Origin of the sequence: Nonomuraea sp. NPDC050202 (genome assembly GCF_040656115.1) — a bacterium.
Taxonomy (GTDB): domain Bacteria; phylum Actinomycetota; class Actinomycetes; order Streptosporangiales; family Streptosporangiaceae; genus Nonomuraea.
The window spans coordinates 956,847-982,369 of sequence record NZ_JBFALF010000002.1; the positions used below are offsets into that span (position 1 = coordinate 956,847).

A 25,523-nucleotide genomic window follows, 5' to 3' on the forward strand; every position below is an offset into this window, starting at 1 on the left:
ATGCGGATCACCACCACTGACACGGCCTACCACCTGGACAGCGGTCACTACCATCTGACCGTCTCGCGGACCGACCCCAGCGCCGAGCTGGTGGGCTGGATGACGCTCAACCTGCTGGCCTCGGTGAACACCAGGGGCGGGCGCGACGAGACGTACGAGACGCTGCCGCCCGTGCTCGTCGAGCGCGAGGGCGTGGCCATCTTCGACTTTCCCCAGCGCACCACCGAGTGGGACGCCAAGACCGTCCGGCTGACCTGCACCCCCGAGACGATCGAGCTGGAGGTGCGGGTCGAGGGTGACGGCGTGCTCGGCGACGTGACGCTGATGGGCGGCAGGGCCGTGCTCAACACCCGCGCCGCCGGCACGTTCCGGTCGGGCATCCACGCGCGCGGCGTCTTCAGCCCCACACCCGCGCACCCCGTGGGCGCGGTGCGGCCGGTGTCCGCGCCCGTCGCGCTGACCGTCGTCGGCGACGCCTCGCCCGGCCGGCTGCACGCCGTCTTCTCCCCGCCGCCCCTGGTGCTGGCCTTCTGCAAGGACGAGCCGGACGGCGCCACCGCCGTCCCGGCCGGCGACTGGCTGGGCGCGTCGGTCCGTGCCGGGATCGCCGATCTGACCTTCACCGAGCTGACGTACGAGCCGCTGGACGGCGGCGCGCTGCTGCGCTTCGACTACGAGTGCCACACCGAGGTGCGCGGCTCGTGGACCTCGCCCGCCGTGGTGTTCCGCGCCGCGTCCTCGCCCTGGGAGGCGATCACCCAGCACCGCGCCGACCTCGTCGGGCACGGCCTGGCCCCGTCGGGCGTGCCCGAGCGGGCCGACTGGTGGAGCCGGCCGATCTTCTGCGGCTGGGGCGCGCAGTGCGCCAGGGCCGACGGCGTCTCCCCGGTGGAGCTGTCGCGGCGCGACCTGTACGACGAGTGGCTGGCCAGGCTGGAGGAGCACGGCATCGTGCCCGGCACCGTCGTCATCGACGACCGGTGGCAGCTCACGTACGGCGACTGCGAGCCCGACGAGGCCAAGTGGCCGGCGCTGCGCGAGTGGATCGCCGACCGGCACGCCCGCGGCCAGCGCGTGCTGCTGTGGTGGCGTGCCTGGTCGGCCGACGGGCTGCCGCCGGAGGAGTGCGTGACGGACGCGGGCGGTCGTCCCGTGGCCGCCGACCCGTCGAACCCCGCCTACCGGCTGCGGATCCGGGCCATCATGGAGCGGCTCCTCGGCGACCTAGGCGCCGACGGCTTCAAGATCGACTTCACGCAGTGGTTCCCCAGCGGCTCGCACCTGAAGACGTACGGCTCCACCTGGGGGATCGCCCTCCTGCACGAGCTGCTCGCCACCATGTACGACGCCGCCAAGCAGGTCAAACCCGACGCCCTCATGATCACCCACACCCCGCACCCGGCCTTCGCCGACGTCACCGACATGATCAGGCTCAACGACGTGCTCGAGTACGACGCCCGCGGCGACCTCGTGCCCGCCGTGGACCAGCTCCGCTACCGGCACGCGGTGGCCACGCAGGCCATGCCGCACCACCTGATCGACACCGACCAGTGGCCGATGCCGAGCCGGGCCGACTGGCTCGCCTACGCGCGGGCCCAGCCCGAGCTCGGCGTGCCCGCCCTGTACTACGTCGAGTCCATCGACAACACCCGCGAGCCGATCACCGGCGCGGACCTCGACCAGGTGGCGGCGTGGTGGGGGCTGCGATGAGGCAGGCCGAGGTGGTCGTGTACGGCGCGACCTCGGCAGGCGTGTGCGCCGCCGTGGCCGCCGCCCGGCGCGGCCTGGACACCGTGCTGCTCGAACCCGGCCGGCACGTCGGCGGCATGACCTCGGGCGGGCTCGGTTACACCGACGTCGGCGACGCCCGCGTGCTCGGCGGCATGGCCGCCGGGTTCCGCCAGGCGGTCGCCGGCGCCTACGGGGTCGCGCCCGGGCACTACGCCGGGCCCGAGCCGCACGTCGCCGAGGAGATCTTCCTGTCCTGGCTGGAGCGGGCCGGCGTGGAGGTGGTGTTCGACGCGCCGCTGCGCGCGGTGGTCACCTCCGGGGAGCGGATCGTCTCGGTGGCGGATCACGCGGCCGGGGTGTTCGTGGACGCGAGCTACGAGGGTGACCTGCTGGCCGCCGCGGGGGTGTCGTACCGCGTCGGACGCGAGGACCGCTCGCTGCACGGTGAGACCTTCGCCGGGCGGCGCGAGGTGGTGCCCGGCATGCACAACTTCCCGCCCTGGATCTCGCCGTTCCGCGCCGACGGCACGCTGCTGCCGCAGGTCGCCGACGGGCCGATGGCCGAGGTGGGCGCGGGCGACGGCGGCGTCATGTCGTACGGCTACCGCGTCTGCATGACCACCGCGCCCGACCGGATCCCGTTCGAGCGGCGGCCCGGCTACGACGAGGAGCACTGGGAGCTGGGGCGGCGGCTCTTCCGCCACTGGCGCGAGCAGGGCGTCGAGCCCCGCGCGGGACGCCTGGTCGGCCTGGAGCCGAACCTGCCCCGGGGCAAGTGCGACGGCAACTCGCTCGGGCCGTTCTCGCTCAGCGTGCTCGACCGCTCGGCCTGGGCCTACCCCGACGCGGACGCCGCCGGGCGCGAGCGCATCCGCCTGCACCACCTCCACCACGCCCAGGACCTGCTGTACTTCCTCTCCCACGACCCCGAGGTGCCCGCCGCCGTGCGGGCCGAGCTGTCGCGGTGGGGGTTGCCGGCCGACGAGTTCGCCGACACCGGGCACCTGCCGCACCAGCTCTACGTGCGCGAGGCGCGGCGGATGCTGGGGGAGACGCACCTGACCGAGCACGACCTCCTCCAGGGGCGGCCGCAGCCGGACGTGATCGCGATGGGCTCCTACCACCTGGACATCCGTGAGGTGCAGCGGACCTGGCGGGAGGTGTACGAGCATCCCGACCCGGTGCCCATGGTGGTGACCGAGGGGTACCTGTCGGTGGGGGTGGCGCCGTACCAGATCCCGTACGGGGCGATCGTGCCGCGGCGGGAGGAGTGCGCGAACCTGGTCGTGCCGGTGTGCGTGTCGGCCTCGCACGTGGCGTTCTCCTCCATCCGGATGGAGGTGCAGTACCAGATGCTCGGGCACGCCGCCGGGCTGGCCGCCGCCCAGGCCGCGGGGAGCGGGAAGGCGGTGCAGGACGTGGACGTGGCGGCGCTGCAGGAGGAGCTGCGGGCGGCCGGTCAGGTGCTGTCGCTCTGACCGGCACCCGCGCTCGGGGTTCTCAGGCGGTGACGCGTTCGAGCACCTGGCGGGCGAACGGCGGGATCACCTTGCGCAGCACGTTCGCCTCGTGCGTCTCGGCGCGGGCCAGCGCCTCCTCGGCCGCCGCCAGCGTGCCCGCGCCCGTCAGCAGGTCGAGCGCGGCCAGCCCGGCCGCGCCCACGTCCCTGGCCGCCGACACCCACCGGGCCAGCTCGGCGGCGATCGGGCCCGGCACGCCGGTCGGCAGCTCCGCCAGCCGTACCAGCTCGGCGCGCAGCGTCTCGTAGGGGCCGCCCTCCAGCGCGGCGGCGCACAGAGCGGTCAGCGCCGGGCTCTGGTCGTCGCCGGGCGGCCACGCCGAGCACGCCTCCACCAGCGGCAGCAGCTCCGCGGCCCCCGGCAGCAGCCGGATCGCCCGCTCGTGCGAGCGCGCCGGGTCGTAGGCCGCCAGGTGCCAGGCGTAGTCGGCCACCGTCGTCAGCGCGATCCGCGAGGCCGCCGCCTCCACCATCGGGTTGGCGGTGATGCCCTCCAGCGGCACCTCGTCCAGGTCCGTGGCCCGGCCGACCAGCGGTCCCAGGAAGACCCGGGAGAAGTCGAAGTCGTTGACCGGGAAGTTGTCCCACAGTGCCACCCGGTGGCCGTAGGAGGCCGCCGCGGCCGTCATGTCGTAGGCCGAGATCGCGCCCACCACCACGTCGGACCCGGTCCACCAGACCAGCACGTCGGCGGGCAGCTCGGCCGCCAGCCGGTCGCGGTAGGCCGTGCGGGCGGTGCCCGCGTAGTCGGTGGGCACCATGGTCAGCGGCCGGTCCGCGCCGTGGGGCGCGAGGAAGTGCTCGGCGAAGTCGCGGCAGACCGCCGCGTGGGCGCTCGCGCTGGCCCCCTCCGCCGTGCCGTACGCCTCCCGGTCGGGCAGGTGGCTCAGCTCGGGCGGGATGTCGTCGAAGAGCAGCGCGTATTCCCTGACGCCCGCCTGCCACACCTGCTCGGCCTTGGCGCGCAGCGCCGCCCGCTCGGCCGGGTCGCTGTAGACCATCGACAGGCCGGGGCTGAGCGCGAACACGAACCGCACGTGCCGCGCCGCCGCCTCCGCCACCAGCTCGGCCAGCCGCGCCAGCTCCTCCTCCGGGTACGGCTCCCGCCACCGCTCCCGGTGGAACGGGTCGTCCTTGGGGGCGTACACGTAGGCGTTGAGCTTGTGCCTGGCGGAGAAGCGCAGGTGCTCCAGGCGGTCGGCGTGGGTCCACGGGGTGCCGTAGAAGCCCTCGATCGTGCCCCGGAGCGGCAGGTCGGGCCAGTCGCGGACGTCCGACTCCGGCACGCACGCCGCGTGCTCGGAGCACGGTGCCGCGGCCAGCGCGACGAGGGTCTGCGCCCCGTAGAACGCCCCGGCGGGATCGGCTCCCACGATCGTCACCCGGCCGTCCCCGGCCGTCAGCGTGTACCCCTCCGGCGGCAGCCCGGCGCCGGCGTCGACCCGCACCTCGATCACCGCCGGGGCGTCCGGAGTCGACGGGAGTGTCCGGCGCAGCTCGCCGACGGCACTTCCGGCAGCCGCGTCGCCCTGGACTCCAGCGTCACGAAGCTCCACGTGCGAAACACCGAAAGTAGCCTTTTTCGGACAGGGAACAATCCACTCCAGGGCATCCATTGTGGGAACGATACCGGATAGGATTTGGCCTCGTGGCCAAGGAAGTTACCGAAGTCGTGCCCGGGGTGCTCCGCGTCGAGGACACCTGCCACGTCTACGTCATCAAGGCTCCCGCCCTCCAGGGCGGGGAGCGCACCGGGATCGCCGTCGACTTCGGTTCCGGGCGGGTGCTCGACCTGCTCGACGAACTCGGCCTCGACCGCATCACCGACGTGCTGGTCACCCACCACCACCGGGACCAGGTGCAGGGGCTGCACCGGGCGGTCGAGGCGGGCGTGGCCGTCCACGTGCCGCCCGTCGAGCGCGACCTGTTCGAGAAGGTCGGCGAGATGTGGGAGGGACGGCAGCTGCTCAACGACTACGACCTGCGCGACGACCGCTTCTCGCTGCTGGAGCCGGTCGCGGTGACGGACGTGGTGCCGGAGTATCGGACGGCCCGATACGGCGGGGTGGACGTGCGCGTCCTGCCCACCCCGGGGCACACCCCCGGCTCCGTCACCTACGTCTGGGGCGGCGTCGCCTTCACCGGCGACCTGATCTACGCCCCCGGCAAGGTGTGGTCGCTGGCCGCCACCCAGTGGTCGTACACCGAGAACGAGGGCCCCGCCATGGTCGTGCTCAGCTCTGAGCTGCTCCAGCGGGAGGAGCTCGACGTGCTGCTGCCCTCGCACGGTGAGCCGATGACCGACCCGAAGGACGCCCTGGCCCGCCTGTCGGCCGCCATGCAGCGTTACGTGGACTTCCGCCGCCCGCACCCCTGGGACGTGCGCCGCCTGCTGAACAACCCGTTCGTGCAGGTCACGCCGCACCTGCTGATGAACAGGAGCAGCCAGTCCTACAGCTACGTGCTGCTGTCGGAGTCGGGCGCGGCCATGGTGTTCGACTTCGGCTACGACATGTCCACGGGTCTGGTGAAGAGCACCGCCCGCGAGGCGCGCCGCCCCTGGCTGGCCTCTCTGCCCGCGCTGCGCGAGCACTACGGCGTCACCGATGTCGAGGTCGCCCTGCCCACCCACTACCACGACGACCACGTGGCGGGCATGCCGCTGCTGCGCGACGTCGAGGGCACCGCGATCTGGGCGCCTTCCCACATCGCCCCCATCCTGGCCGCGCCGCTCCACCACGACCTGCCGTGCCAGTGGTTCGACCCGATCCCCGCCGACCGGGTGCTCGGGCTGGGGGAGACGGTGCGCTGGTGGGAGTACGACATCACGGTGCACGACCTGCCGGGGCACACGCTGTTCGCGGCGGCCTACGAGTTCGAGGTGGACGGGCACCGGGTGCTGGTGACCGGCGACCAGCAGGACGGGATGGGCATCCCGGACGAACGCCAGGAGATCCTGAATTTTCAGTACAAGAATAGGTTCCAGATCGAGGACTACCGCAAGAGCGCCGCGCTCTACCGGCGCCTGCGCCCCGATCTCATGGTCAGCGGCCACTGGCGGCCCCGCTGGGTGGACGACGACTACCTGCACATGATGACCGAACGAGGCGAGGAGCTGGTCGCGCTGCACCACGACCTGCTCCCGCTCGACCGGCTCGACCTCGGGGCTGACGGCGTGCTGTGCCGCGTGACGCCGTACTATACGAGCGTCCCCGCGGGCGGCGAGGTCGTGCTGACGGCCACCGTGCGCAACCCGTGGCCGGACAAGGTCGTGGCCACCGTCGAGCCGGTGGTGCCGCCCGGGTGGCGGCGCGAGCAGGGATCCCTGACGCTCAGGTTGCCCGGAGGGGGTATGGAGCAGGTGCATCTCCGTCTCGGCGCCGACGTCGTGCCGCGGCGCCGCGTTCGTCTCGCAGTCGATCTGACCATCGGCGATCTGCGTCTCGGGCAGCACGCCGAGGCGCTGGTCGACGTGGTCGCGGAAGGGATTCGATGACCGTAGAACGGCGCAGCGCCCCCCTCGGCCGTTCCCGCCGCCCCACGATCAAGGACGTGGCGGAGGCCGCCGGCGTCTCCCGCTCCACCGTCTCCAGGGCGCTGACCGGGCGCGGCTACGCCGCCAGCGACGTGCGCGAGCGGGTGCTGCGGGCCGCGGCCGAGCTGGGTTACGTGCCCGACGTCATGGCACGCACGCTCAAGCAGCAGGTCAGCCGGTCGGTCGGGGTCCTGGTGAGCGACCTGCGCAACCCGTTCTACGCGGAGCTGGCCGCCGGCGCCAGCAGGGAGGCCCGCGAGCGCGGCTACACCATGGTGCTGGCCGATACGAGCCTGTCGGCGCAGGCCGAGGCCGAGGCCGCGGAGGCGCTGGTCGCGCTCCGGGTGGCCGGGGTGGTCGTGACGCCCAACTCCTCCGCCGTGTCCACCTACCTCGCCTCCCACGGCATCCCGGTGGTCGAGGTCGACCGGCAGTTCGCGGCCGGCTCGACCGACGGCGTCGTGGTCGGCAACCGCGTCGGCGCCCGCACCGCCACCGCCCACCTCGTCGGGCTCGGGCACCGCAGGATCGCGCTGTTCATCGACGAGACCGACTGGACCACCGGGTACGAGCGCTACCAGGGCTACCTGGAGGCGCTGAACGCCGGTGACATCAAGGTCGATCCCGGCCTGGTCGTCTCCTCGGGCTGGGACGTGGCCGACTCGCGCCGCCGGGCGCTCGACATGCTGCGCGGCCCCGACCGTCCCACAGCCGTGTTCGCCGCCAACAACGTGCTCGCCGAAGGCGTCTGGCGGGCGATCGGCGAGCTGGGCCTGCGCGTGCCCGGCGACATCAGCCTCGTCGCCTTCGACGACGCGCCCTGGATGAGCATGGTCTCGCCCACGGTCAGCGCGGTCTCCCAGGACACCTTCAACCTGGGCGCGACCGCCGTACGCAGGCTCGGCGAGCGCATCGAGCGCCCCGAGTCCGACTCGGTCACGACCGTGCTCAACGTGCGGCTCATCGAGCGCGAATCCACCGCGCAGCCGCCCGCCGTCTGACATTTCTCCCACCCGGTGCGTTGACCCACGGGGAAAGGTCGCCCTAGGATCCCGTGTGGGAACGATGTCACAGCCTCAACGCGGCAGTCGTTCCCGTCGGAGGCCCAATGGAGCACGATCTTCCCGCCGTCCTGTCCCTCGACATCGGCGGCACCAAACTCGCCGCGGGCGTGGTCACAGGCGATGGCCTGATCCACGGCTGGCAGGTCACCCCCACCCGTAGGGAGGAGGGGCCGCGACCCGTCCTGACCAGGCTGTTCGACCTGGGAAGGAAGGCGGTTGCGGAGGCCGGCGTGCCCGAGGTGGCCGCCGTCGGCATCTCCTGTGGCGGCCCGCTGGACACCACGACCGGCGTCCTGGAGTGCCCGCCGCACCTGCCGGGATGGATCGACGTCCCGATCGTCTCGCTGGCCACGGAGGCGTTCGGCGTCCCCGCCGCCCTTGAGAACGATGCCACGGCCGCCGCGCTGGGCGAATTCCGGTACGGCGCGGGCCGCGGCACCAGCACCATGCTCTACCTCACGATCTCCACGGGGGTCGGCGGCGGCTCGGTCATCGCCGGCCGCCTGCACCGTGGCGCGGCCGGCAACGGCGGCGAGCTCGGGCACGTCATGGTGCGTCCGGGCGGGCGGAAGTGCTCGTGCGGGCGGCGGGGCTGCCTGGAGGCGTACGCGTCCGGCACCTCCATCGCCGAGCGCGCCCGCGAGGCCCTGGCCGCCGGCCGCCCCTCGTCGCTGTCCGCCCTCGCGCTCCCCACGGCGCAGGACGTCTCGCGCGCCGCCGAGGCGGGCGACCCGCTCGCGGTCGAGGTGTGGGACGAGACCACATGGGCACTGGGCACCGCGCTCACCGACCTGGTGAACGCGTTCGAGCCGGAGCTCGTCGTCCTCGGCGGCGGCGTCACCCGATCGGGCGCCAGGCTCCTCGACCCCGTCGCCGCGGCCGTCGCCAGGGACGCCATGCCGCCCGCCGCCCGCGCCGCCCGCTTCGAGCTGGCCGAGCTCGGCGACGGCGTCTGCGTGGTCGGCGCCGGCGCCGTCGCCCACGACCTCATCACCGGCGCCAAGTCCTGACCCCTCCTCAAGAGCCGAGTCCGACACCGCCTCAAGAACAGCACCTGACCTCGCCTCAAGAGCCGAGTCCGACCTCGCCTCAAGTACAGCACCTGGCCTCGGCTCAGGACCGGGGCCCGGCCTGGCCCGGCTCCCGCGCTCTCGCCCCTGACCTCGCCTCAGGAAAGACCCATGCCTGATCTTCCCCCGATGCCCCCGATCCCCGACGTCCTCGCCGAGCACGTGGCGGGCCACCTGGCCGCCGCGCGCGGCATGACGGCGCTCCTGCCCGACGTCGAGCAGGTCGCGGACCTGCTCATCGACACCTTCACCCGCGGCGGCACCCTCTACACGATGGGCAACGGCGGCAGCGCCGCCGACGCCCAGCACCTCACCGGCGAGCTGATCGGCCACTACAAGCGCGACCGCCGCCCGCTGCCCACGGTCACGCTGACCACCGATGCGACCGTTATGACGTGCATAGCCAACGACTACGCCTATGATGACGTCTTCGCCCGCCAGGTCCGGGCGCTGGCCCGCCCGGGCGACGTCGTGGCCGCGTTCACCACGAGCGGCAACTCGCCCAACGTGGTCAGCGCGCTCGAGGCCGCACAGACCAACGGCGCGGTGACGGTGCTGTTCGGCGGTGGCGACGGCGGCGCCGCCGCCAAGCACGCCGACCACATCCTCCTCGCCCCCAGCTCAGAAACCCCGCGCATCCAGGAGATCCACACACTGATGCTGCACATGATCAGCGAGAAGGTCGACGCATGGGCGGCCGCGTGACCCGGCGAGTGGCGCCCATGTCGAACGCGCCCTCCGGCAGCCAGCCGCGCGACCTCCCCAGAGCCCCCAGGCCCGCGGCGTCCCCCGCCCGCACCCTGCACATGATCGGGAACGCGCACCTCGACCCGGTGTGGCTGTGGCCGTGGCAGGAGGGGTACCAGGAGGCGCGGGCCACGTTCTGGTCGGCGATCCACCGCATGGACGAGTACCCGGACTTCGTCTTCACCTGCGACCAGGTGGTGCTGCTGTCGTGGGTGGAGGAGTCGGACCCCGAGCTGTTCGCCAGGATCCAGGAGAAGGTGGCCGAGGGCCGCTGGGTCATGGCGGGCGGCTGGTGGGTGGAGCCCGACTGCAACATGCCGTCGGGCGAGTCGTTCGTCCGCCAGGGCCTGTACGGGCAGCGTTACCTGAAGGAGAAGTTCGGCGTCACGGCCTCGGTCGGCATGAACGTGGACCCGTTCGGCCACAACGCCATGCTGCCGGCCATCCTGCGCGGCCAGGGCATGGACTCCTACTGCTTCCTGCGCCCGGGGCCGCACGAGAGCGAGCTGCCCGGCACGATGTTCTGGTGGGAGGCGCCCGACGGCAGCCGCGTGCTGGCCTACCGCATCCCGTTCGAGTACTGCAGCCCGCCCGGCGAGGTGGCCGGGCAGACGGAGAAGGCGCTCGGCCAGCTCGACCGCTCGCTCGGCGACCTGATGATCTTCTACGGGGTGGGCAACCACGGCGGCGGCCCCACCAAGGCCAACATCGAGTCCATCCACCGCTACGACCGGATGGGCACGTTCGGGGAGCTGACGATGTCGTCCCCGCGCCGCTACTTCGACGAGATCGGCAAGCGGCTGGGCGAGCAGGGCCTGGCGGAGCTGCCCGTGTGGCGCGACGACCTGCAGCACCACGCGGCCGGCTGCTACTCCGCGCACTCCGGGATCAAGGCCTGGCAGCGCAGGGCGCAGGCGGCGGTGCTGTCGGCCGAGCGCTGGGCCGCCGTGGCCGGCCACGACGCCCGCGCCGACCTGGAGCGGGCGTGGAAGCAGGTGCTGTTCAACCAGTTCCACGACGTGCTGCCCGGCTCGGCCATCGAGCCCGCCTACGACGACGCCCGCGACCAGCTCGGCGAGGCCATGGCGATCTCCAAGCGGATCATCGCCAGGGCGCACAACGTGATCGCCCGCGACATCGCCGTGCCCGAGGAGAGCGGCACCCAGCCGGTCGTGGTGTTCAACCCGCACCCGTGGCCGGTTACGACCCGGGTCGAGATGCAGTACGGCCTGGCCCCGAACGGCGTGCACGTCGTGGACGCCGACGGCGCCGACGTGCCCTGCCAGCGCACCCAGTCGGTCGCCACCACCGACGACAAGGGGCGCGGCGCCACCGTGTTCCAGGCGGAGCTGCCCGCGCTCGGTTACCGCCTCTACCGGCTGCGCCAGGGCCCCGGCGCCCACCCGGCCGGCACCCTGCTCGCTTCCGAGCACCACCTGGAGAACGACGTGCTCCGCCTGGAGCTCGACCCCGTCACCGGCTGGCTGTCCAGCCTGGTCGACAAGCGCACCGGCGTCGACCTGCTGGCCGGGGCCTCCGGCCCGCACACGCAGGTCTGCGAGGACCCCACCGACACCTGGGGACACCGGGTCGTCTCCTACGACTGGCCCGGCGAGGAGATGGTCACCACCGACATCGTCCTGCGCGAGCACGGCCCGCTGCGGGCCCGCCTCCGGGTCGAGCGCGAGTGGGGCCGCTCCACCATGGCCGAGGAGTTCATCCTGGGCGCGGGGGCCGACGACGCCGTCGAGGTGCGGGTCACGCTCGACTGGCGGGAGCAGGCGCACCTGATGAAGCTGCGCTTCCCCGTCGGGCTGGAGAGCCCCGTGGCCACGTACGAGATCCCCTTCGCCCACCTGAACAGGCCCATCGACGGAGCCGAGGAGCCGGCCCAGTCGTGGGTGGACCTGTCGGGCGCCGTGCACGGCGCGCGGGCCGGCCTGGCCGTGGTGAACAACGCCAAGCACGGCTACGACGTCTCCCCGCCGAGCCCCGGGCGCAGCCACAGCATCGGCATCACCGCCGTGCGCAGCCCGGTCTACTCCTGGCACGACCCCCGGCTGCTGGACCCGGACGGCTACTACTCCTTCCAGGACCAGGGGACGCAGCGGTTCTCGTACCTGCTGGTGCCGCACGCGGGCGACTGGCGGGCCGCCGGGCTCACCAGACGGGCCGCGCTGCTCGGCTCACCGGTGCGGGCGATGCTGGAGAGCTTCCACGACGGCCCGCTGCCCAGCGCGCGCGGCTACCTCGACGACGGGGACGGGCAGGTCATGGTCACGGCGGTGAAGCTGCACGAGGACGCCCCGCGCGACCTCGTGGTGCGCGCCGTCGAGAGCACCGGGCGGCCCGCGGTCGCGACGCTGAACATCCCCATGGCCGGGATCAGGCTCATCGCCGACTTCGGGCCGAGCGAGATCCGCACGTTCAGGATCCCGCTCGACGACCCGCTCTCCGCGATGGAGACCGACCTGGTCGAGCTGGGCGTCCGCAAGGGCGCGTTCACCGTGGAGGCCTGGTGATCGGCGGCGTCGGCGGTGTCGGCGAGGTCGGTAAAGTCGGTGAGGTCGGCGAGGTGGGCGGCCCCGTCGCGGACCCGCCCAGGGCCGGCTCACCCGTGGTCGTCCCGGATCCCGACGGTGGCGAGGTGCTCGTCGAGCTGCTGGACGCGGCCGGGCCGTTCGGCGTGGAGTGGCGGTGGGGGGAGCGGCGCCCCACGGGCCGCCGCGAGCTGAGCCTGAACATCCGGTACGACGGCGCCGCGCCCGCCGCCGCGACCGTCCGCGTCAGCAGGTCGGTGACGGCCGCCGGCGACCCGTGGTGGCTGATCCCCGGCCTCTTCTACGGCGAGAACCGGCCCGCGGACTGCCAGCGCGTCTTCCCCCGCTTCGAGGCGGGCGCCGACCGCCCCGAGGAGATGGTCTCGGCCCGCTGGGGCTTCCGCGCCGACCGGGCCGCCACCCCCGCCGTCCTGGTCTGGGGCGACACCGGCGGCACCGCGCTGATCGCGGACGAGGAGTCGCCGCTCGGCCCGACCGGCCTGGCCATCGAGCACGAAGCAGGGCAGGCGACGATCGCGCTGCTGTTCCCGTACCGGGAGTTCCCGGTCACCTACTACGGCTCCGCGCTGGCGCTGCCCGCCCGGGCCGCCACGCACGTGTGGCAGCCGGGCGAGTCGCACGTCCTCACGCTCGCGACCGGCGCGCTGCCCCCGGACCGGCACGCGTACGCGCCGCTGCTGCGCGAGGACCGCGACCTGCGCCTGCCCGCCGCCCCCGTCGAGCCGTGGGAGGACGTCGCGGAGGCCGCCGACATCGCCGCCGAGGGCCTGTACCGCTGGCACTACGACCCCGACCCGGGCGTGCTGCTGGAGACGGTCGGGTTCGACAGGGAGGTGAGCGGCACCAACGGCGAGCGCGTGGACCGGCAGGCCATGCACGTCGGCTGGGTGAGCGGGATCCCGTGGGCGGCGGCGCTCTTGGAGCACGGGCTGCGGAGGGGACGGCCCGAGCACGTCGCCGCCGCCGAACGGGTCATCGACTTCATCTGCGCCGACCTGTCGCCGTCCGGGACGTTCTGGGGCACCTGGTACCGGAAGTCGGGCTGGTCGCAGAGCTGGAGCCACGTCAAGGACGCCCTGCACGCGCGCACCCTGGGGGAGGCGACCCTCTTCCTGCTGCGCGCGCTGCGCTCGCGCCCCAACCCGGACTGGGAGGCGGCCGCCCGCTCCAACCTGCGGGTGATGGCCGCCCGCCAGCGCCAGGACGGCAACCTCGGCACCCTGCACCACGCCGCCACCGGGGAGGTCCTGTCCTGGTCCGGCGCCTCCGGCCTGACCTGGGTGGCCGCGCTGGCCGAGTCCGGCGACCCCGATCACCTGCGGGCGGCCGAGCGCGCCGGGGAGTACTACGCCTCGTTCGTCGAGGACGAGTTCGTCTACGGCGCCCCCGAGGACGTGGACCTGGCCCCGACCTCGGAGGACGGGTACGCGGCCGTGATGGCGTACATGGCGCTGCACCGCCGCACCGGCGCCGCCCGCTGGCTCGACCTGGCCCGCCGCGCCGCCGACTGGACCCTCACCTTCCGCTACACCTACAACGTGCGCTTCGGCCCGCGCACCCCGCTCGGCCGCTACGGCTTCGCCACCCGCGGCGCCGACCAGGCCTCGCCGTCGAACCAGCACCTGCACGCGTACGGGCTGGTGTGCACGGCGGAGCTGATGGAGCTGTCGGAGGCGCTCGGGGACCCGTACTACGCGGAACGGGCGCAGGAGACGCTGGACTGCTTCCGCCAGCTCCTCCCGGCGGCCGACGGCGACCTCAACGCGTACCGGGGCATGATCACCGAGCGCTACTACCAGACGGACTGCTTCCAGCCCAAGGGCATGTACCTGACGCTGTCGCACGCCTGGAGCGCGGGGGTGCTGCTGCTGGCGTGCGAGCAGGTCCTCGCCCGTGGCGGGGCGAGGCCGGACGGGGCCGTGCCGGACGGGGTCGTGCCGCACGGGGGCGGGCCGCACGGGGTCGGGCCGGATGGGGTCGGGCCGGATGGGGTCGGGCCGGGCGGGGTCAGGCCGGGCGGGGTGCCAGCCCGAGCGTAAGGGCGGCGTGCCGGACCCAGGCCGCGAGGAACCGCTCGGGATCGAGGTCGCCGGGGGTGTGGCCGATCATGATCTGGAGCAGCGGGTAGTACGTGAGGGAGGCCAGCAGCACGGCCGCGGTGGCCTCCGGATCGTCGGCCTCGACGTTGCCCAGCTCGCGCTGCGCCGCGATCCACCTGGCGCCCTGGGCGTACACGCCGGACAGCACGCCCTGCCACATGCCCTCGAACAGCTCGGTGAACCCGTCGAACTCCCGCAGCATGATCCGGATCAGCTCCCGGTCCTCCTCGATCACCTGCCACACGGCCCGGGCCATCCGCTCCAGATCGGCTCGCGGATCGCCGGTCGCGCCGGTCGTCTCGCCGCCGCGTTCGGCGATCCGATCCAGGTTGCGCCGCACCGCGGCCTCCAGGAGCGCCTGCTTGGACGGGAAGTGCTTGTAGAGCGCGCCCGAGCCGGTTGTCAGCCCGCAGGCGGCCTGGATGTCGGCCACGGAGGTGGCGGCGTAGCCGCGGGTGGAGAACAGCCTGACGGCCTCGTCGATGAGGCGCTGCCGGGTGACGCCCGGTGTGGATCTCGCCATGGTAAGAGAGTACTCTCTCACTATGCGGGTCTTCATCACAGGCGGCACCGGCGCGATCGGCGGCCACGCCGTCCCGGCGCTGGTCGCGGCCGGTCACGAGGTCACCGCGCTGGCTCGCACCCCTGACAAGGCCGCCGCGCTCGAACGTCAGGGGGCCAGGCCCGCGCGGGTGTCGCTGTTCGACCGGGCCGGGCTGGCAGTGGCGTTCGAGGGGCACGACGCGGTGGTCAACCTGGCCACCGCGATCCCCCCGATGAGCCGCTTCATGAGCGCCGCCGCCATGCGCGCCAACCATCGCGTACGCGCGGAGGGCTCCGCCGCCGTCGTGGCCGCCGCGCTCGACGCCGGGGTCGGCCGCGTCGTGCAGGAGTCGGTCTGCATGCTCTACCGCGACGGGGGCGACCGCTGGCTCGACGAGGACGCCCCGGTCGACCACTACCCGCTGACCCGGGGAAACTTCGCCGCCGAGTCCAGCGCCCGCCGCTTCGCCGAGTCCGGCGGGGGAGCGGCGGTGGTGCTGCGGCTCGGCTGGTTCCAGGGGCCGGGGGCCGAGCACAGCGAGCAGCTGTTCGCGCAGGCCCGCCGCCACGTCGGCATGATCCTCGGCCGTCCGGGCGGCTACGTCTCCTCCATCCACCTGGCCGACGCCGCCTCCGCCGTGGTGGCCGCGCTGGAGGCGCCCGCGGGCACGTACAACGTCGTGGACGACGAGCCGCTGACCAAGCGGGCGTACGCGGACGCGCTCGCCCGCGCCGCCGGGGCGGCCGCGTGGGTACGCGGGCCGGGGCGGCTGGCGTACGTGTTCGGCGACCGGCTCACCTCGCTCACCCGCTCCCTCCGGGTCAGCAACGCCCGCTTCCGCGCGGCGACCGGGTGGGCCCCGCGCTATCCGAGCGCCCGCGAGGGGTGGCTCGCCACGGCCCGTGTGCTGCTGGGGGTCAGCGCTCGCGCACGTCCTTGACGAAGATGATCCCGTCGGTCTCGCCCAGATGGGCCGGGTCGAGCGGGAAGTACCCGTGGTTGTCGGCCACGTCCGTACGCTGGGCCGGCTCGGTCCCCGCCATGGCCGCCACGAGCAGGCGCGAGTCGACCACGTACCGTTCGCCGGGGAGCGTGGCCAGCACGCCCTCCACCGTGCCGGGATCCGGGACGCCGAGCCCCTGATGGCGGACGGTGCCGAGGGCCGAGGCCAGGAACGCGTATCCGGCGCCGAGGCGTGCGCCGGCGATGGCGCCCGCGCTCCACCACTCCAGCGCCATGTCCGCGAGCTGCCACCGGCTCTTCTCCCGCTGGAGGTGACGGTTGTGGGCGAAGACCAGCGCGGGGCCGTGCTGGGCGATGGCCTCCAGGTTGTCGGCCATCATCGCGTCGCGCAGCCCCAGCATCCGCCCGACGCGTGCCGGCGACGGCTCGGCCATGGCCGCGTGGTAGCGGAGCAGCCCCGTGGCGGTGCGCGCGTACAGGTGCGCCCGCTCCTGCTCCTCCCGCGAGGTCGCGCGGATCAGGTGCGGCGCGTGCACGGTGAGCAGCGGCACGAGGTCGTCGGCGATCAGGCGCAGCTCGGCGACGTCGGGGGAGTTGCCCACCGACCGGGACGGGTCCATGGCGGCGGCCTCGTTCGTCCACCGCTCGTCGGGGCCCAGCAGCCGCTCCAGGGTGTCGCGGGAGCAGGGGAGGGGGACGCCGGCCGCCGCCAGGTGGTCGTGGAGGGCGACGAGCGCGTGGCGAGGGCTGGCCGCGCTCATCATCTCCAGGGGCGCGTCGAAGCCGAAGAAGCGCAGCCGGTCCTCGGCGGGGCGGCCCTCGTTGTACGCGCGCATCCAGCGCAGGAGGTCGCGGGTCGCCTCCCGGTCCCAGAAGCCGTGGCTGAACCCGGTCCGCATGACGTCGTCCAGCGAGCCGGCGCCCGTCCGGACGTACTCGTCCACCACCAGGCCCGCCACGCAGTCGCTCTCGAGGGCGACCGCGCGGTAGCCCTCCTGCTCGACCAGCTCGCGGAAGATCTCGTTGCGCAGCTCGTGGATCGGCCGCTCGTCGTGCAGGGCCTCGCCCAGCCCGAGCAGGCGGGGGCGGGCGGGCAGCGAGCGGACGAGCCGGGTGACGGCCGCGACGCCCTCGACGTCGAGGTCCCGGGCGGCGTCGCTGATCGAGGGGGCAGCACTCATGACACGGTCCTGTTCTGTCGGGGGACGTGCCTTCTACGGTATCGTTGAAGTGACTGTTGAGACTTTGACGCCGGTTCCGCCGCGGCACCGCTGCCGGACCCTCAACACGGTGAGGTACGTCATGCCCCGAGGGCGGCTGCGGCCGGTGGATCTGGCGCGCGAGCACGGCCTGTCCACCCAGGCGGTCCGCAACTACGAGGAGGCCGGGATCCTCCCGGCCGCCGCGCGCACCGAGCACGGCTACCGTACCTACACGGGCCGCCACGCCCAGGCGCTGCGCGCGTTCCTCGCCCTGGTGCCCGCGCACGGGCACGCGACCGCGACGGCGATCATGCGGGCGGCGAACGAGGGCGCCACCGAGGAGGCGCTGCGGCTGATCGACGAGAGCCACGCCCAGCTCCTCGAGGACCGGCGCACCCTCCAGGCGGTCGAGCAGGCGCTGCGCTCCCTGGTGCCGTCGCGCGAGCCGGAGCCGGCCGGCGGTGTCACCTTCATCGGGCCGCTCGCCAGGAAGCTGGGGATCCGCCCCGCGACGTTGCGCAAGTGGGAGCAGGCCGGGCTGGTCGTGCCGCGCCGCGACCCGGCGACCGGCTACCGCGTCTACAGCGCCTCCGACGTACGGGACGCGCAGCTCGCGCACCAGCTCCGGCGGGGCGGCTACCTGCTGGAGCAGATCGCGCCGCTGATCCGGCAGGTGCGTACGGCGGGCGGGCTCGCGCCCCTGGAGACCGCGCTGCGCGACTGGCAGGCACGGTTGTCGGCCAGGGGACGGGCGATGTTGCGGGGCGCGGCGGCGCTGGAGGCGTACCTGGACGGGCAGGCGTGACACCTCATGGCCGGCCCCCTGCCGGCAGCGCGGGGAGAGGGCGAGAGGGCTCGCGAGCCCTCTCGCCGCGGGGTCAGCTGCCCACCGGCTCCGCGCGCAGCCGGGCCGAGTGCTTGACCAGCGTGATCAGGACCTCCCGGCTGGAGTCCCGCTTGCGGGCGTCGCACATGATGATCGGGATCGACGGGTTGAGCTGCAGCGCCAGCCGCACCTCGTCGAGCTCGAACGTCGGCGCCCCCTCGAAGCAGTTGACCGCCACCACGAACGGCGTGCCGCGCCGCTCGAAGTAGTCGACCGAGGGGAAGCAGTCGGCCAGCCGCCGGGTGTCGGCGAGGATGACCGCGCCCAGCGATCCCTCCGCCAGCTCGTCCCACACGAACCAGAACCGCTCCTGCCCCGGCGTGCCGAACAGGTACAGGACGTAGTCGTTGCCGAGGGTGATCCGGCCGAAGTCCATCGCCACGGTGGTGGTGCGCTTGGCCTCCACCGAGGTCAGGTCGTCGACGCCGATGCCGCGGTCGGTCAGCACCTCTTCGGTGCGCAGCGGCCGGGTCTCGGAGACCGCGCCCACCATCGTCGTCTTGCCCGCGCCGAACCCGCCGGCGACCAGGATCTTGATCGCCGTCGGCAGGCGCGGACGCTCAGAGCGAGCGAAGACCATCGAGCACCGCCCTGTACATCTTCATGTCGTGCATGTCCACCTCGGATCGGGGTTCCTGGGCAGAGACGAGTTCGCGGTCGAACAGGTCGCCGAGCAGCACGCGGATGGTGCCGGCCGGTAGGTCCAGGTATGCGGCTATCTCGGCTACGGACTTGGGTTCACGGCAGAGCTGGAGTATGCGCAGGTGCTCAGGGTCCAGCCCGGCGTCGGGCCCCGGCGGCGGACCGATCGCCAGCGCCATGGAGATCAGGTCGAACCTGCCGTGGGCAGGCTGGGTACGGCCACGGGTCACGACATAGGGCCGGATGATCTCCGGATCCACCCAGTGCTCGTCCGTGGGCTCGTCCGCGCCTCTCACCGGTCGCTCCCGGCGATGGCCTGGGCGTTGCGCGCGCCGGAGGTGAGGTACTGGCCCACCCGCGCGACCATCATCGCCATCTCGTACGCCACCAGCCCGATGTCCGCGTTCTGCGCGCACAGGACGGCCAGGCAGGCGCGCTCGCCGGCCGCGGTGACGATGAGGAACTGGTTCTTCCACTCCACGACCGTCTGCCGTACCGCACCGGCGGAGATGTGGTCGGAGACGCCCTTGGCCAGGCTCTGCAGTCCGGAGGCGACGGCGGACAGGTGCTCGCCGTCGGTCCGCTGCAGCGCGGCCGAGGAGGCCATCAGCAGCCCGTCGGACGACAGCACGATCGCGTGCTCGGCCTCCTTGACCCGGTTGACCAGGTCGTCCATCAGCCAGTTGAGGTCGGCGCCCGCGGTGGGGGTCATGCGTCACCTCCTTGCTGTTCCTCCAGCATCTTGGCCGCCTGCGAGCGGCCGCGACGGGTTCCTGACTGCAGAGATCCCATCATCGCGCGGATCTCCTCCGGCGAGCGCTCGTCATCGTCCTCCTCAAAGTCGGGCTGCGTGGGCGTGTCGTCACGCAGCGCTGGCGCCAGGTTGGCCTGGGGCACCCGAAGGGGAAGCCCCCCTGGTGTGAACTCGGTCACAGACTGCTGCTCCGGTTCGGCTGGCGTTTCGGCTTGTGGTTCCGGGGCGGGCGCGGGTTCGGGCCTCGGCACGGCTTCCGGCCGGGGCCGAGGGGCGGGCGGGGGTGCGGGGGCCGGGACGGCGGTGGGCCGCGACGGGAGCGTGCGCACGTTCTCCGCCGTGGCGGGCCGGGTGGCGGTGGCCACGGCCGGCTGCCTGCGCGGCAGCCGCTCCCGCTCGCCGCCGGGCGGCTCGGGCGTGGGGTCGAGCTGGACGAGCTCCTGCGGCAGCAGCACCACGACCGTCGTGCCGCCGTACGGGGACGCCTTGAGCACCACCTGGATGTCGTGGCGCCTGGCGAGCTGGCTGACCACGTAGAGCCCCAGCCGGGCGGTGCCGGTGATGCGGAACTCGGGCGGGTCCGCGATGCGCTCGTTGGCCGTCTCCAGGTCCTCGGGCTTCATGCCCAGGCCGCGGTCCTCGATCTCGATCACGTACCCGTTGGCCACGAGCTGGCCGCTGACCTGCACGTTCGTGTACGGGGGCGAGAACGACACGGCGTTCTCGATCAGCTCGGCGAGCAGGTGGATGACGTCACCGACGGCGCGGCCGACGAGCACCACCTCGCCCATGGGCATGAGCGAGACGCGCGTGTAGTCCTCGACCTCGGCCAGCGCGCCTCGGACCACGTCGACCATGGGCACCGAGCGCCGCCACGTACGGGCGGGGGAGGAGCCGGACAGGACGATGAGGTTCTCCGCGTTGCGCCGCATGCGGATGGCGAGGTGGTCGAGCCGGAAGAGCTCCTTCAGCTCCTCGGGGTCGGTCTCGCGGCGCTCCATCACGTCGAGCACGGTGAGCTGGCGGTGCACCAGGCCCTGCGTCCTGCGCGCGAGGCTGAGCAGGATGTCGCGGATGCTGCGGCGCAGCTCGGCCTGCTCGGCGGCGACGGCGATGGCGGTGCGCTGCACGGTGTTGAACGCCTGGCCCACCTGTCCGATCTCGTCGTCGCCGAAGTCGAGCGCCGGGGCCTCCTTGGCGACGTCCACCTCCTCGCCGTGGCCGATGCGCTCGACGATGCCGGGCAGGCGCTCGTCGGACAGCTCGTGGGCGGCGTCGCGCAGCTTCTTGAGCTGGGCGAGGAGCTGTCTTGTCGTGGTGATCGACAGCACGATGGAGGCGACGACGGCGAGCAGGCCGAGGCCGCCTGCGAGGACGAGCCGGACGATGACGCCGACGGCTCCGGGCACGGCCCGTTCGACCAGCCGGTCACCCCCGTCGGAGATGAACTTCTCCAGCGCGGCGCGGGCGGGCTCGGTGGCGGAGCGCCATTCCTGGGCGGTCACGGCAGGCAGGATCCCGGCGTCGGACTGGGCGATCCGCTGCTCCAGGATGTGCAGCTGCTGCACCGCACGGCTCTTCGCCCAGATTTGGTACGCGGCCGCGTCCGCGGGCCCGAGCTGGGCGGCGGCCTTGTCCAGGGAGATCCGGTAGAAGCCGGACAGCCGCACGAACTCGGTGTGCTCCGCCTGGGTGAACCCGCCTCTGGCCAGCGCGCCGGCGAAGAGCGCGTCCTCGCGGGCCAGGTACTCGCTGGACTGGCTGATCGTCAGCATGGTCCGCGCGTCCTTGGCGATCTCCTTGTCGTCCAGCGCGGCCACGCCGTCGAACATGCGATACAGGGAGTCGATGACGTCGTTGTAGGCGTCGGCGGTCTGGGGCTGGTCGAGCCGGCCGCTGTCGATGGTCTTCCGGGTCGCGCTGATCCCCTCGGTGGTCTTGAGCGCCTCGTCGATGCGGCGGGTCAGGGTGGCGTCGGCGGCGAACCGCACGCTGGCACTGGTCGCGGACTCGACGAGCGTGCGATGCGCCGTGTCGGTCTTGGCTCGCTGTTCGCGGAGCGACTTGTCGGGCAGCCGTCTCGGGCTGCCCAGAGCCTCCATCGTGATCCGGCGCTCGCGCTGGAGCTCCGCGAGGAGAACCTCGGCAGGCTGCACCGCGCCGCTGTCGACAGTGGTGGCACCCAGCAGGTTGACGCCCTCACGCAAGGTGACCCAGGCGGCGAAACCCCACAGCGCGACGAGCGACACCAGCAAGGCTGTCACCTTGGCCCGCACGCTTGAGTTACGCAAACGCATATTAACCGTCCAGGTCAGAGGGGTGCGTCAAGCCGAATGTCAAGACTTTAGTGGATATTTCTGCAAACGGCACCCGGGACACCCTAGCAACGCCGCAAGGCCCACTCAAGGAGGGAAAATCCTAGTACATGGCGTAAAGTCCGAATTTACCGGGATTCTAGTGTCGGAGCGCCCAAGTGCAAGGCTGCCAGGATTGCCGCCCTGACAATGGCGATGGGAGTGTAAAGGTCCTTGTCATGCCAAAGTGACGGATAGTCCGACATATCGCCCATACGCTGCAAGTATGCGTGCCCTCGGGCGGCGGCATGAGCGTACCGCTCGTCCACCGCGCCGCCCCGCACTCGCTCCGGGAGCAGCAACGCCTGGATCGCGTACGCGGTCTCCTCGAGCGTGCCCTCCCATCGTCCCCACGACCCGTCGGCACGCTGGGTGTCGAGCACCCACTCCCGCGCCATGGTCACCGCCGCGGCGTGCTCGCGGCCACCGTACTCGCCGAGCGCGAGAACGCAGCTCAGCGTCGCGTACAGCGGTGACGCGTGCCAGCGGTCCTCCCAGTTGCCCGCCGGGTGCTGCCGCTCCGCCAGCAGGTCCGCCAGCCGGCTCCTGACCTCCGCGTACGCGCCCGCCCTCGCGGGGGCGGTGGCGGCGTACGAGCCGAACGCGTCGAGCACGTGGGCGTTGACGCTGATGGAAATGCCGTCCTCGCCCTGCCAGGTGCAGAAGTGCGTGCCCGTGTCGAACGCCAGCAGGCTCCCGGGATCGAGGGCCACGCCGTGCAACGCCAGGGCGTGCAGCGCGACCGAGGTGGTGTCGGCGTCCGCGGGAAGCCCAGGGCCCGCGGAGGTGCCCGCCGGGCCGATCGACGCCCTGAGGTCGGCCAGCATCTCCGGCGGCACCTGGACGCTGAGACCCGCCCGCGAGAGCCAGGTGAGCACCCAGCCGCGCTCGAAGACCGTGATCGGCAGCCCCACGGGGACCGGGCCTCCGTACCGGGTGACGACGGCCTCCAGGTGGCGCAGTGCGAAGTCGGCTTCGAGCTCGGCGCCGGTGGAGAGCCAGGCGGCGGTCGCGGCGGGCGATGCGCCGATCGTGCCGATCACCGTGGGCCGGACGGAGCGCGCGCCGCCCGACAGGCCGGTGGCCTCCAGGGCGTGCAGCAGTTTCTCCGGCAGGGTCGCGCCGGACTCCACCACCCGGCGGACCTGCTCGACCCGGCTGTGGTCGAGCCCGGGGGGCAGAGGGAGCGGCGCGCTCACGCCGTGGGCGTTGATGAGCGTGACCAGCCCAGGGACGATCAGGTCGACGGCTGGCATGTCGGGCACGCCGGCCACCCGGGGCAGCCGCTCGTGCAGTGCGGCCAGGCCGCTGCGCGCCGCCAGTGCCACGTGCTCCATGTCCTCGGGGATGAGCCCTTCGCCGGACCCTGACGCGACGGTGAGCAGGGCCTCCGTGGCGCTGAGCGTCGGCACCAGGCCGTAGCCGTCGGGCGCGCCCCACGAGCCGTCAGGACGCTGCGTGCGCAGCAGGTAGTGGACCCGCTCACGATGCCCGATCAGCCACGGGGCCAGGGTGACCAGCCGCCCCGTCTCGTAGACCGACGCGGACACCTGCCCCCACGGCGTGGACATCAGCGTCGCCACCAGCGCGCCGGCCTCGCGGGTGACGTTCACATCTCCCCCCAGTAGTCGGTGATGCCGTAGAAGCCGGTGTTGAAGCCCAGCTGCCGCTCCAGGTACAGCGCCGCCCTGGGCGAGCTCTCACGCAGCGGCTCGATCAGCTCGGCCGCCATGCGTGAGTGCCGCGCCATGCGCTCGATCACCTCGTCACGCTCGGCGCCCAGTGTCAGGGCGTTGGCGTCGCCCCAGCGGCTCTCCCTGTCGTACGTGGTCAGATCGTTCAGCAGCCGGAGGTAGCGCTGCACCTCGTCACCGGCTTCGCGAACCCGGTCGAGGCCGGACGGGCTCCCGGGGTCGCCGATGGACAGCCAGTGCGAGAGGTTGACGAAGGAGGAGCCGCAGCTGTCCGCGTTCGCGAGGTACTCGTCCAGATCCAGGGCGGCCCCGGACGCACGCCAGTGCCACTCGCGCTGCATCGCGGTGAGCATGCGCTCAAGCTGGTCGCACCAGCGAGAGTCCCCGCCGAGATCGTCGCGGAGCTCGGCGAGGAAGCGGGTGAGCGGGCTGTCCGGCTCCCTGCGGCCGGCGGCCACGGCCACGCAGTCGCCGACCAGCGCGGCCACCTCCTCCCTCGAGGTGGCGACGTGGTCGATGAGCAGGTCCGCGGCGAACACCCACAGGGCCGCCCGGTTGACCGCCCGCAGCTCGTCCGCGGTGGCCCAGGGCGAGCCGAACGCGCCGACCAGGCCCAGCGAGTGGAAGAAGCCGGGGTCGAAGGGCCTGGCGGGGAAGAGCTCGGGATATCGGGCGGCGTGGCGGCTCAGGTCGCGGGCGCACTCGACGCCCAGCGCGCAGGCCCTGCCGAGGCCCGCCGCCATGGCCGGGCCGCTCATCCGCGCCCCACGGGGACGAGGGTCATGGAAAGCCGGGCATCCGCCCGTAACGTCGAGGCCAGCCGGGGGAGGACCGGGCCGTCGGTGTGCACCACCGGCCGGTACCTGCACAGGATTCCGGCGACCAGCAACAGCGCCTCCATCGTGAACAGGCGCGGGCCCAGGCACGAGTGCGGCCCCGCCGAGAAGGGGAAGTAGGCGTACCGGTGCCGCCCGCGGCCGTTCTCCGGCGTGAACCTCCCGGGGTCGAACTCCAGCGGCCGTTCCCAGAACTCGGGCAGCCGCTGGGTCAGGAACGGGCTCAGCACCACCGTGGACCCGGCGGGGATCTCCACCCCGCCGATCGTGTCGGCGTGGATCGCCGTCCGGGGCAGGATCCAGCCGGGCGGATAGAGACGTACCAGCTCGTCCAGGAACATCCGCAGGTAGGTGAGCTCGGGCAGGTGGGCCAGGGTGACGGGTCCGGGGCCGACCACCCGTTCGATCTCCTCGTAGACGTTGGCGGCGATCTCCGGATGCGCGTCCAGCACCGGCCAGACCCAGGTGAGCGCGGTGACGGAGGTCTCGGTGGCGGCGCCGTGGACGGCCACCATGTCGTCGCGGATCAGCCGGTCCATGTCCGGCTCGCCCTTGCGGGCCTCGCACAGCAGGGAGACGAGGTCGTTCTCGTGCTCGCCGCGGGCCTTGGCGTACCGGATGCGGGGGTAGACGACCTCGTCGATGGTCCTGATCGCCTCCCGGAACGCGCGGTCGCCCGGTAACGGGAAGCGCTCAGGAACGGACGGCAGCAGCAGCCGGATCGAACGGGCGGTCACGCCCGTGTCGTAGGCCGGCGCCAGCCGTTCGATGTCCGCGTCGGAGATCGTGGAGCCCAGGAAGAGCCGGACGATCGCCGGGTGGATCAGGGCGGAGACGGTGTCCGCGATGTTGATGGGCCGCCCGGGCACCACCACCGTGTCGATGAGATCGGTGACGATCGCAGCCATGCGCTGGGTGAGCGAGTCGACGTAGCGAGCCGTGAACATCGGCTGGAGGATGCTCCTGCTGGCCTTCCAGCCGGGGCCGTCCGACAGGATGCCCTGCCCGATCAGCGGGCCCAGCGGGTCCCAGAACATGCCCGTCCGGAGGTAGTTGGGCTGGTGCGTCTTGAGCACGTGTTGCACGTGGTCCGGATGGGTGATCAGGTACGGGCGGAACGGGCCCATGTTCAGCCGGACGAGCTCGCCGTTCGCTTGCCGGCCCGCCTCTTCGACGGCGCGGAGGGGGTCACGTGCGTTCCTTGCCAGGAATCGGAGAAGGGGCAGGGTTTGGGCATGACGGGTCGGCACGCCGCCGAACGACACCGGACCTCCATCACGTCCGTCTCGGATGACGGACATTCACTGACAAAAGTTAAGCTG

The 25,523-nt window shown here is 72.8% G+C and carries 20 protein-coding genes; 10 read left to right on the forward strand and 10 right to left on the reverse strand.

The window, feature by feature from the left end; genetic code table 11:
* A complete protein-coding gene (locus AB0I79_RS09655; protein ID WP_357869410.1) occupies positions 1 to 1,710 on the forward strand; it encodes a hypothetical protein in 1,710 nt (569 codons plus the stop codon).
* Complete coding sequence (locus AB0I79_RS09660) at positions 1,707 to 3,209, forward strand: FAD-dependent oxidoreductase (RefSeq protein ID WP_357869413.1); 1,503 nt, start codon at positions 1,707 to 1,709, stop codon at positions 3,207 to 3,209. The genes AB0I79_RS09655 and AB0I79_RS09660 overlap by 4 nt, the downstream gene beginning before the upstream one ends.
* A gap of 22 nt (positions 3,210 to 3,231) precedes the next feature.
* On the opposite strand, the gene AB0I79_RS09665 is transcribed toward AB0I79_RS09660, so the two are convergent.
* Positions 3,232 to 4,806 carry a beta-N-acetylglucosaminidase domain-containing protein gene (locus AB0I79_RS09665; RefSeq protein ID WP_357869416.1) on the reverse strand — a complete coding sequence of 525 codons (1,575 nt, stop codon included), beginning with the start codon at positions 4,804 to 4,806 and terminating at the stop codon, positions 3,232 to 3,234.
* A gap of 92 nt (positions 4,807 to 4,898) precedes the next feature.
* Between AB0I79_RS09665 and AB0I79_RS09670 the strand changes: the two genes are divergently transcribed.
* From AB0I79_RS09670 to AB0I79_RS09695, 6 genes are all read left to right on the forward strand, one after another.
* Positions 4,899 to 6,746, forward strand: coding sequence for an MBL fold metallo-hydrolase (locus AB0I79_RS09670; RefSeq protein ID WP_357869418.1), 1,848 nt, complete (start codon positions 4,899 to 4,901; stop codon positions 6,744 to 6,746).
* Positions 6,743 to 7,786 carry a LacI family DNA-binding transcriptional regulator gene (locus AB0I79_RS09675; RefSeq protein ID WP_357869421.1) on the forward strand — a complete coding sequence of 348 codons (1,044 nt, stop codon included), beginning with the start codon at positions 6,743 to 6,745 and terminating at the stop codon, positions 7,784 to 7,786. The genes AB0I79_RS09670 and AB0I79_RS09675 overlap by 4 nt, the downstream gene beginning before the upstream one ends.
* A gap of 107 nt (positions 7,787 to 7,893) precedes the next feature.
* On the forward strand, positions 7,894 to 8,859 hold the full coding sequence (locus tag AB0I79_RS09680) for an ROK family protein (protein ID WP_357869423.1): 966 nt from the start codon (positions 7,894 to 7,896) through the stop codon (positions 8,857 to 8,859).
* A 171-nt stretch (positions 8,860 to 9,030) separates the two neighbouring features.
* Positions 9,031 to 9,624, forward strand: coding sequence for an SIS domain-containing protein (locus AB0I79_RS09685; protein ID WP_357869425.1), 594 nt, complete (start codon positions 9,031 to 9,033; stop codon positions 9,622 to 9,624).
* A complete protein-coding gene (locus tag AB0I79_RS09690; protein WP_357869428.1) occupies positions 9,609 to 12,188 on the forward strand; it encodes a glycoside hydrolase family 38 C-terminal domain-containing protein in 2,580 nt (859 codons plus the stop codon). The genes AB0I79_RS09685 and AB0I79_RS09690 overlap by 16 nt, the downstream gene beginning before the upstream one ends.
* Complete coding sequence (locus tag AB0I79_RS09695; RefSeq protein WP_357869431.1) at positions 12,185 to 14,266, forward strand: hypothetical protein; 2,082 nt, start codon at positions 12,185 to 12,187, stop codon at positions 14,264 to 14,266. The genes AB0I79_RS09690 and AB0I79_RS09695 overlap by 4 nt, the downstream gene beginning before the upstream one ends.
* On the opposite strand, the gene AB0I79_RS09700 is transcribed toward AB0I79_RS09695, so the two are convergent.
* Entirely contained in the window at positions 14,235 to 14,849 is a 615-nt protein-coding gene (locus AB0I79_RS09700; RefSeq protein WP_357869433.1) for a TetR/AcrR family transcriptional regulator, read from the reverse strand. The genes AB0I79_RS09695 and AB0I79_RS09700 overlap by 32 nt on opposite strands.
* A 22-nt stretch (positions 14,850 to 14,871) precedes the next feature.
* On the opposite strand from AB0I79_RS09700, the gene AB0I79_RS09705 reads away from it, so the two are divergent.
* Positions 14,872 to 15,810 carry an NAD-dependent epimerase/dehydratase family protein gene (locus AB0I79_RS09705; protein ID WP_357869436.1) on the forward strand — a complete coding sequence of 313 codons (939 nt, stop codon included), beginning with the start codon at positions 14,872 to 14,874 and terminating at the stop codon, positions 15,808 to 15,810.
* Here the strand turns inward: AB0I79_RS09705 and AB0I79_RS09710 are convergent.
* Positions 15,788 to 17,014, reverse strand: coding sequence for an erythromycin esterase family protein (locus AB0I79_RS09710; protein WP_357869438.1), 1,227 nt, complete (start codon positions 17,012 to 17,014; stop codon positions 15,788 to 15,790). The two genes, AB0I79_RS09705 and AB0I79_RS09710, sit on opposite strands and share 23 nt — an antisense overlap.
* A 121-nt stretch (positions 17,015 to 17,135) precedes the next feature.
* On the opposite strand from AB0I79_RS09710, the gene AB0I79_RS09715 reads away from it, so the two are divergent.
* On the forward strand, positions 17,136 to 17,840 hold the full coding sequence (locus tag AB0I79_RS09715; protein ID WP_357869691.1) for a TioE family transcriptional regulator: 705 nt from the start codon (positions 17,136 to 17,138) through the stop codon (positions 17,838 to 17,840).
* A 73-nt stretch (positions 17,841 to 17,913) separates the two neighbouring features.
* Here AB0I79_RS09715 and AB0I79_RS09720 read toward each other — a convergent pair whose 3' ends face one another.
* The 7 genes from AB0I79_RS09720 to AB0I79_RS09750 form a co-directional block, all read right to left on the reverse strand.
* On the reverse strand, positions 17,914 to 18,501 hold the full coding sequence (locus tag AB0I79_RS09720) for an ATP/GTP-binding protein (protein ID WP_080036634.1): 588 nt from the start codon (positions 18,499 to 18,501) through the stop codon (positions 17,914 to 17,916).
* On the reverse strand, positions 18,482 to 18,823 hold the full coding sequence (locus tag AB0I79_RS09725) for a DUF742 domain-containing protein (protein WP_357869440.1): 342 nt from the start codon (positions 18,821 to 18,823) through the stop codon (positions 18,482 to 18,484). The genes AB0I79_RS09720 and AB0I79_RS09725 overlap by 20 nt, the downstream gene beginning before the upstream one ends.
* A 32-nt stretch (positions 18,824 to 18,855) precedes the next feature.
* Entirely contained in the window at positions 18,856 to 19,275 is a 420-nt protein-coding gene (locus AB0I79_RS09730; protein WP_357869443.1) for a roadblock/LC7 domain-containing protein, read from the reverse strand.
* Positions 19,272 to 21,566 (reverse strand): nitrate- and nitrite sensing domain-containing protein, encoded by a 2,295-nt coding sequence (locus AB0I79_RS09735; protein ID WP_357869694.1) that lies wholly within the window; start codon positions 21,564 to 21,566, stop codon positions 19,272 to 19,274. The genes AB0I79_RS09730 and AB0I79_RS09735 overlap by 4 nt, the downstream gene beginning before the upstream one ends.
* Positions 21,567 to 21,760: 194 nt before the next feature.
* On the reverse strand, positions 21,761 to 23,284 hold the full coding sequence (locus AB0I79_RS09740; protein WP_357869445.1) for a prenyltransferase/squalene oxidase repeat-containing protein: 1,524 nt from the start codon (positions 23,282 to 23,284) through the stop codon (positions 21,761 to 21,763).
* Entirely contained in the window at positions 23,281 to 24,123 is an 843-nt protein-coding gene (locus AB0I79_RS09745; RefSeq protein ID WP_357869448.1) for a terpene synthase family protein, read from the reverse strand. The genes AB0I79_RS09740 and AB0I79_RS09745 overlap by 4 nt, the downstream gene beginning before the upstream one ends.
* Complete coding sequence (locus AB0I79_RS09750; protein WP_357869450.1) at positions 24,120 to 25,466, reverse strand: cytochrome P450; 1,347 nt, start codon at positions 25,464 to 25,466, stop codon at positions 24,120 to 24,122. The genes AB0I79_RS09745 and AB0I79_RS09750 overlap by 4 nt, the downstream gene beginning before the upstream one ends.
* Between the last annotated feature and the right edge of the window lie 57 nt (positions 25,467 to 25,523).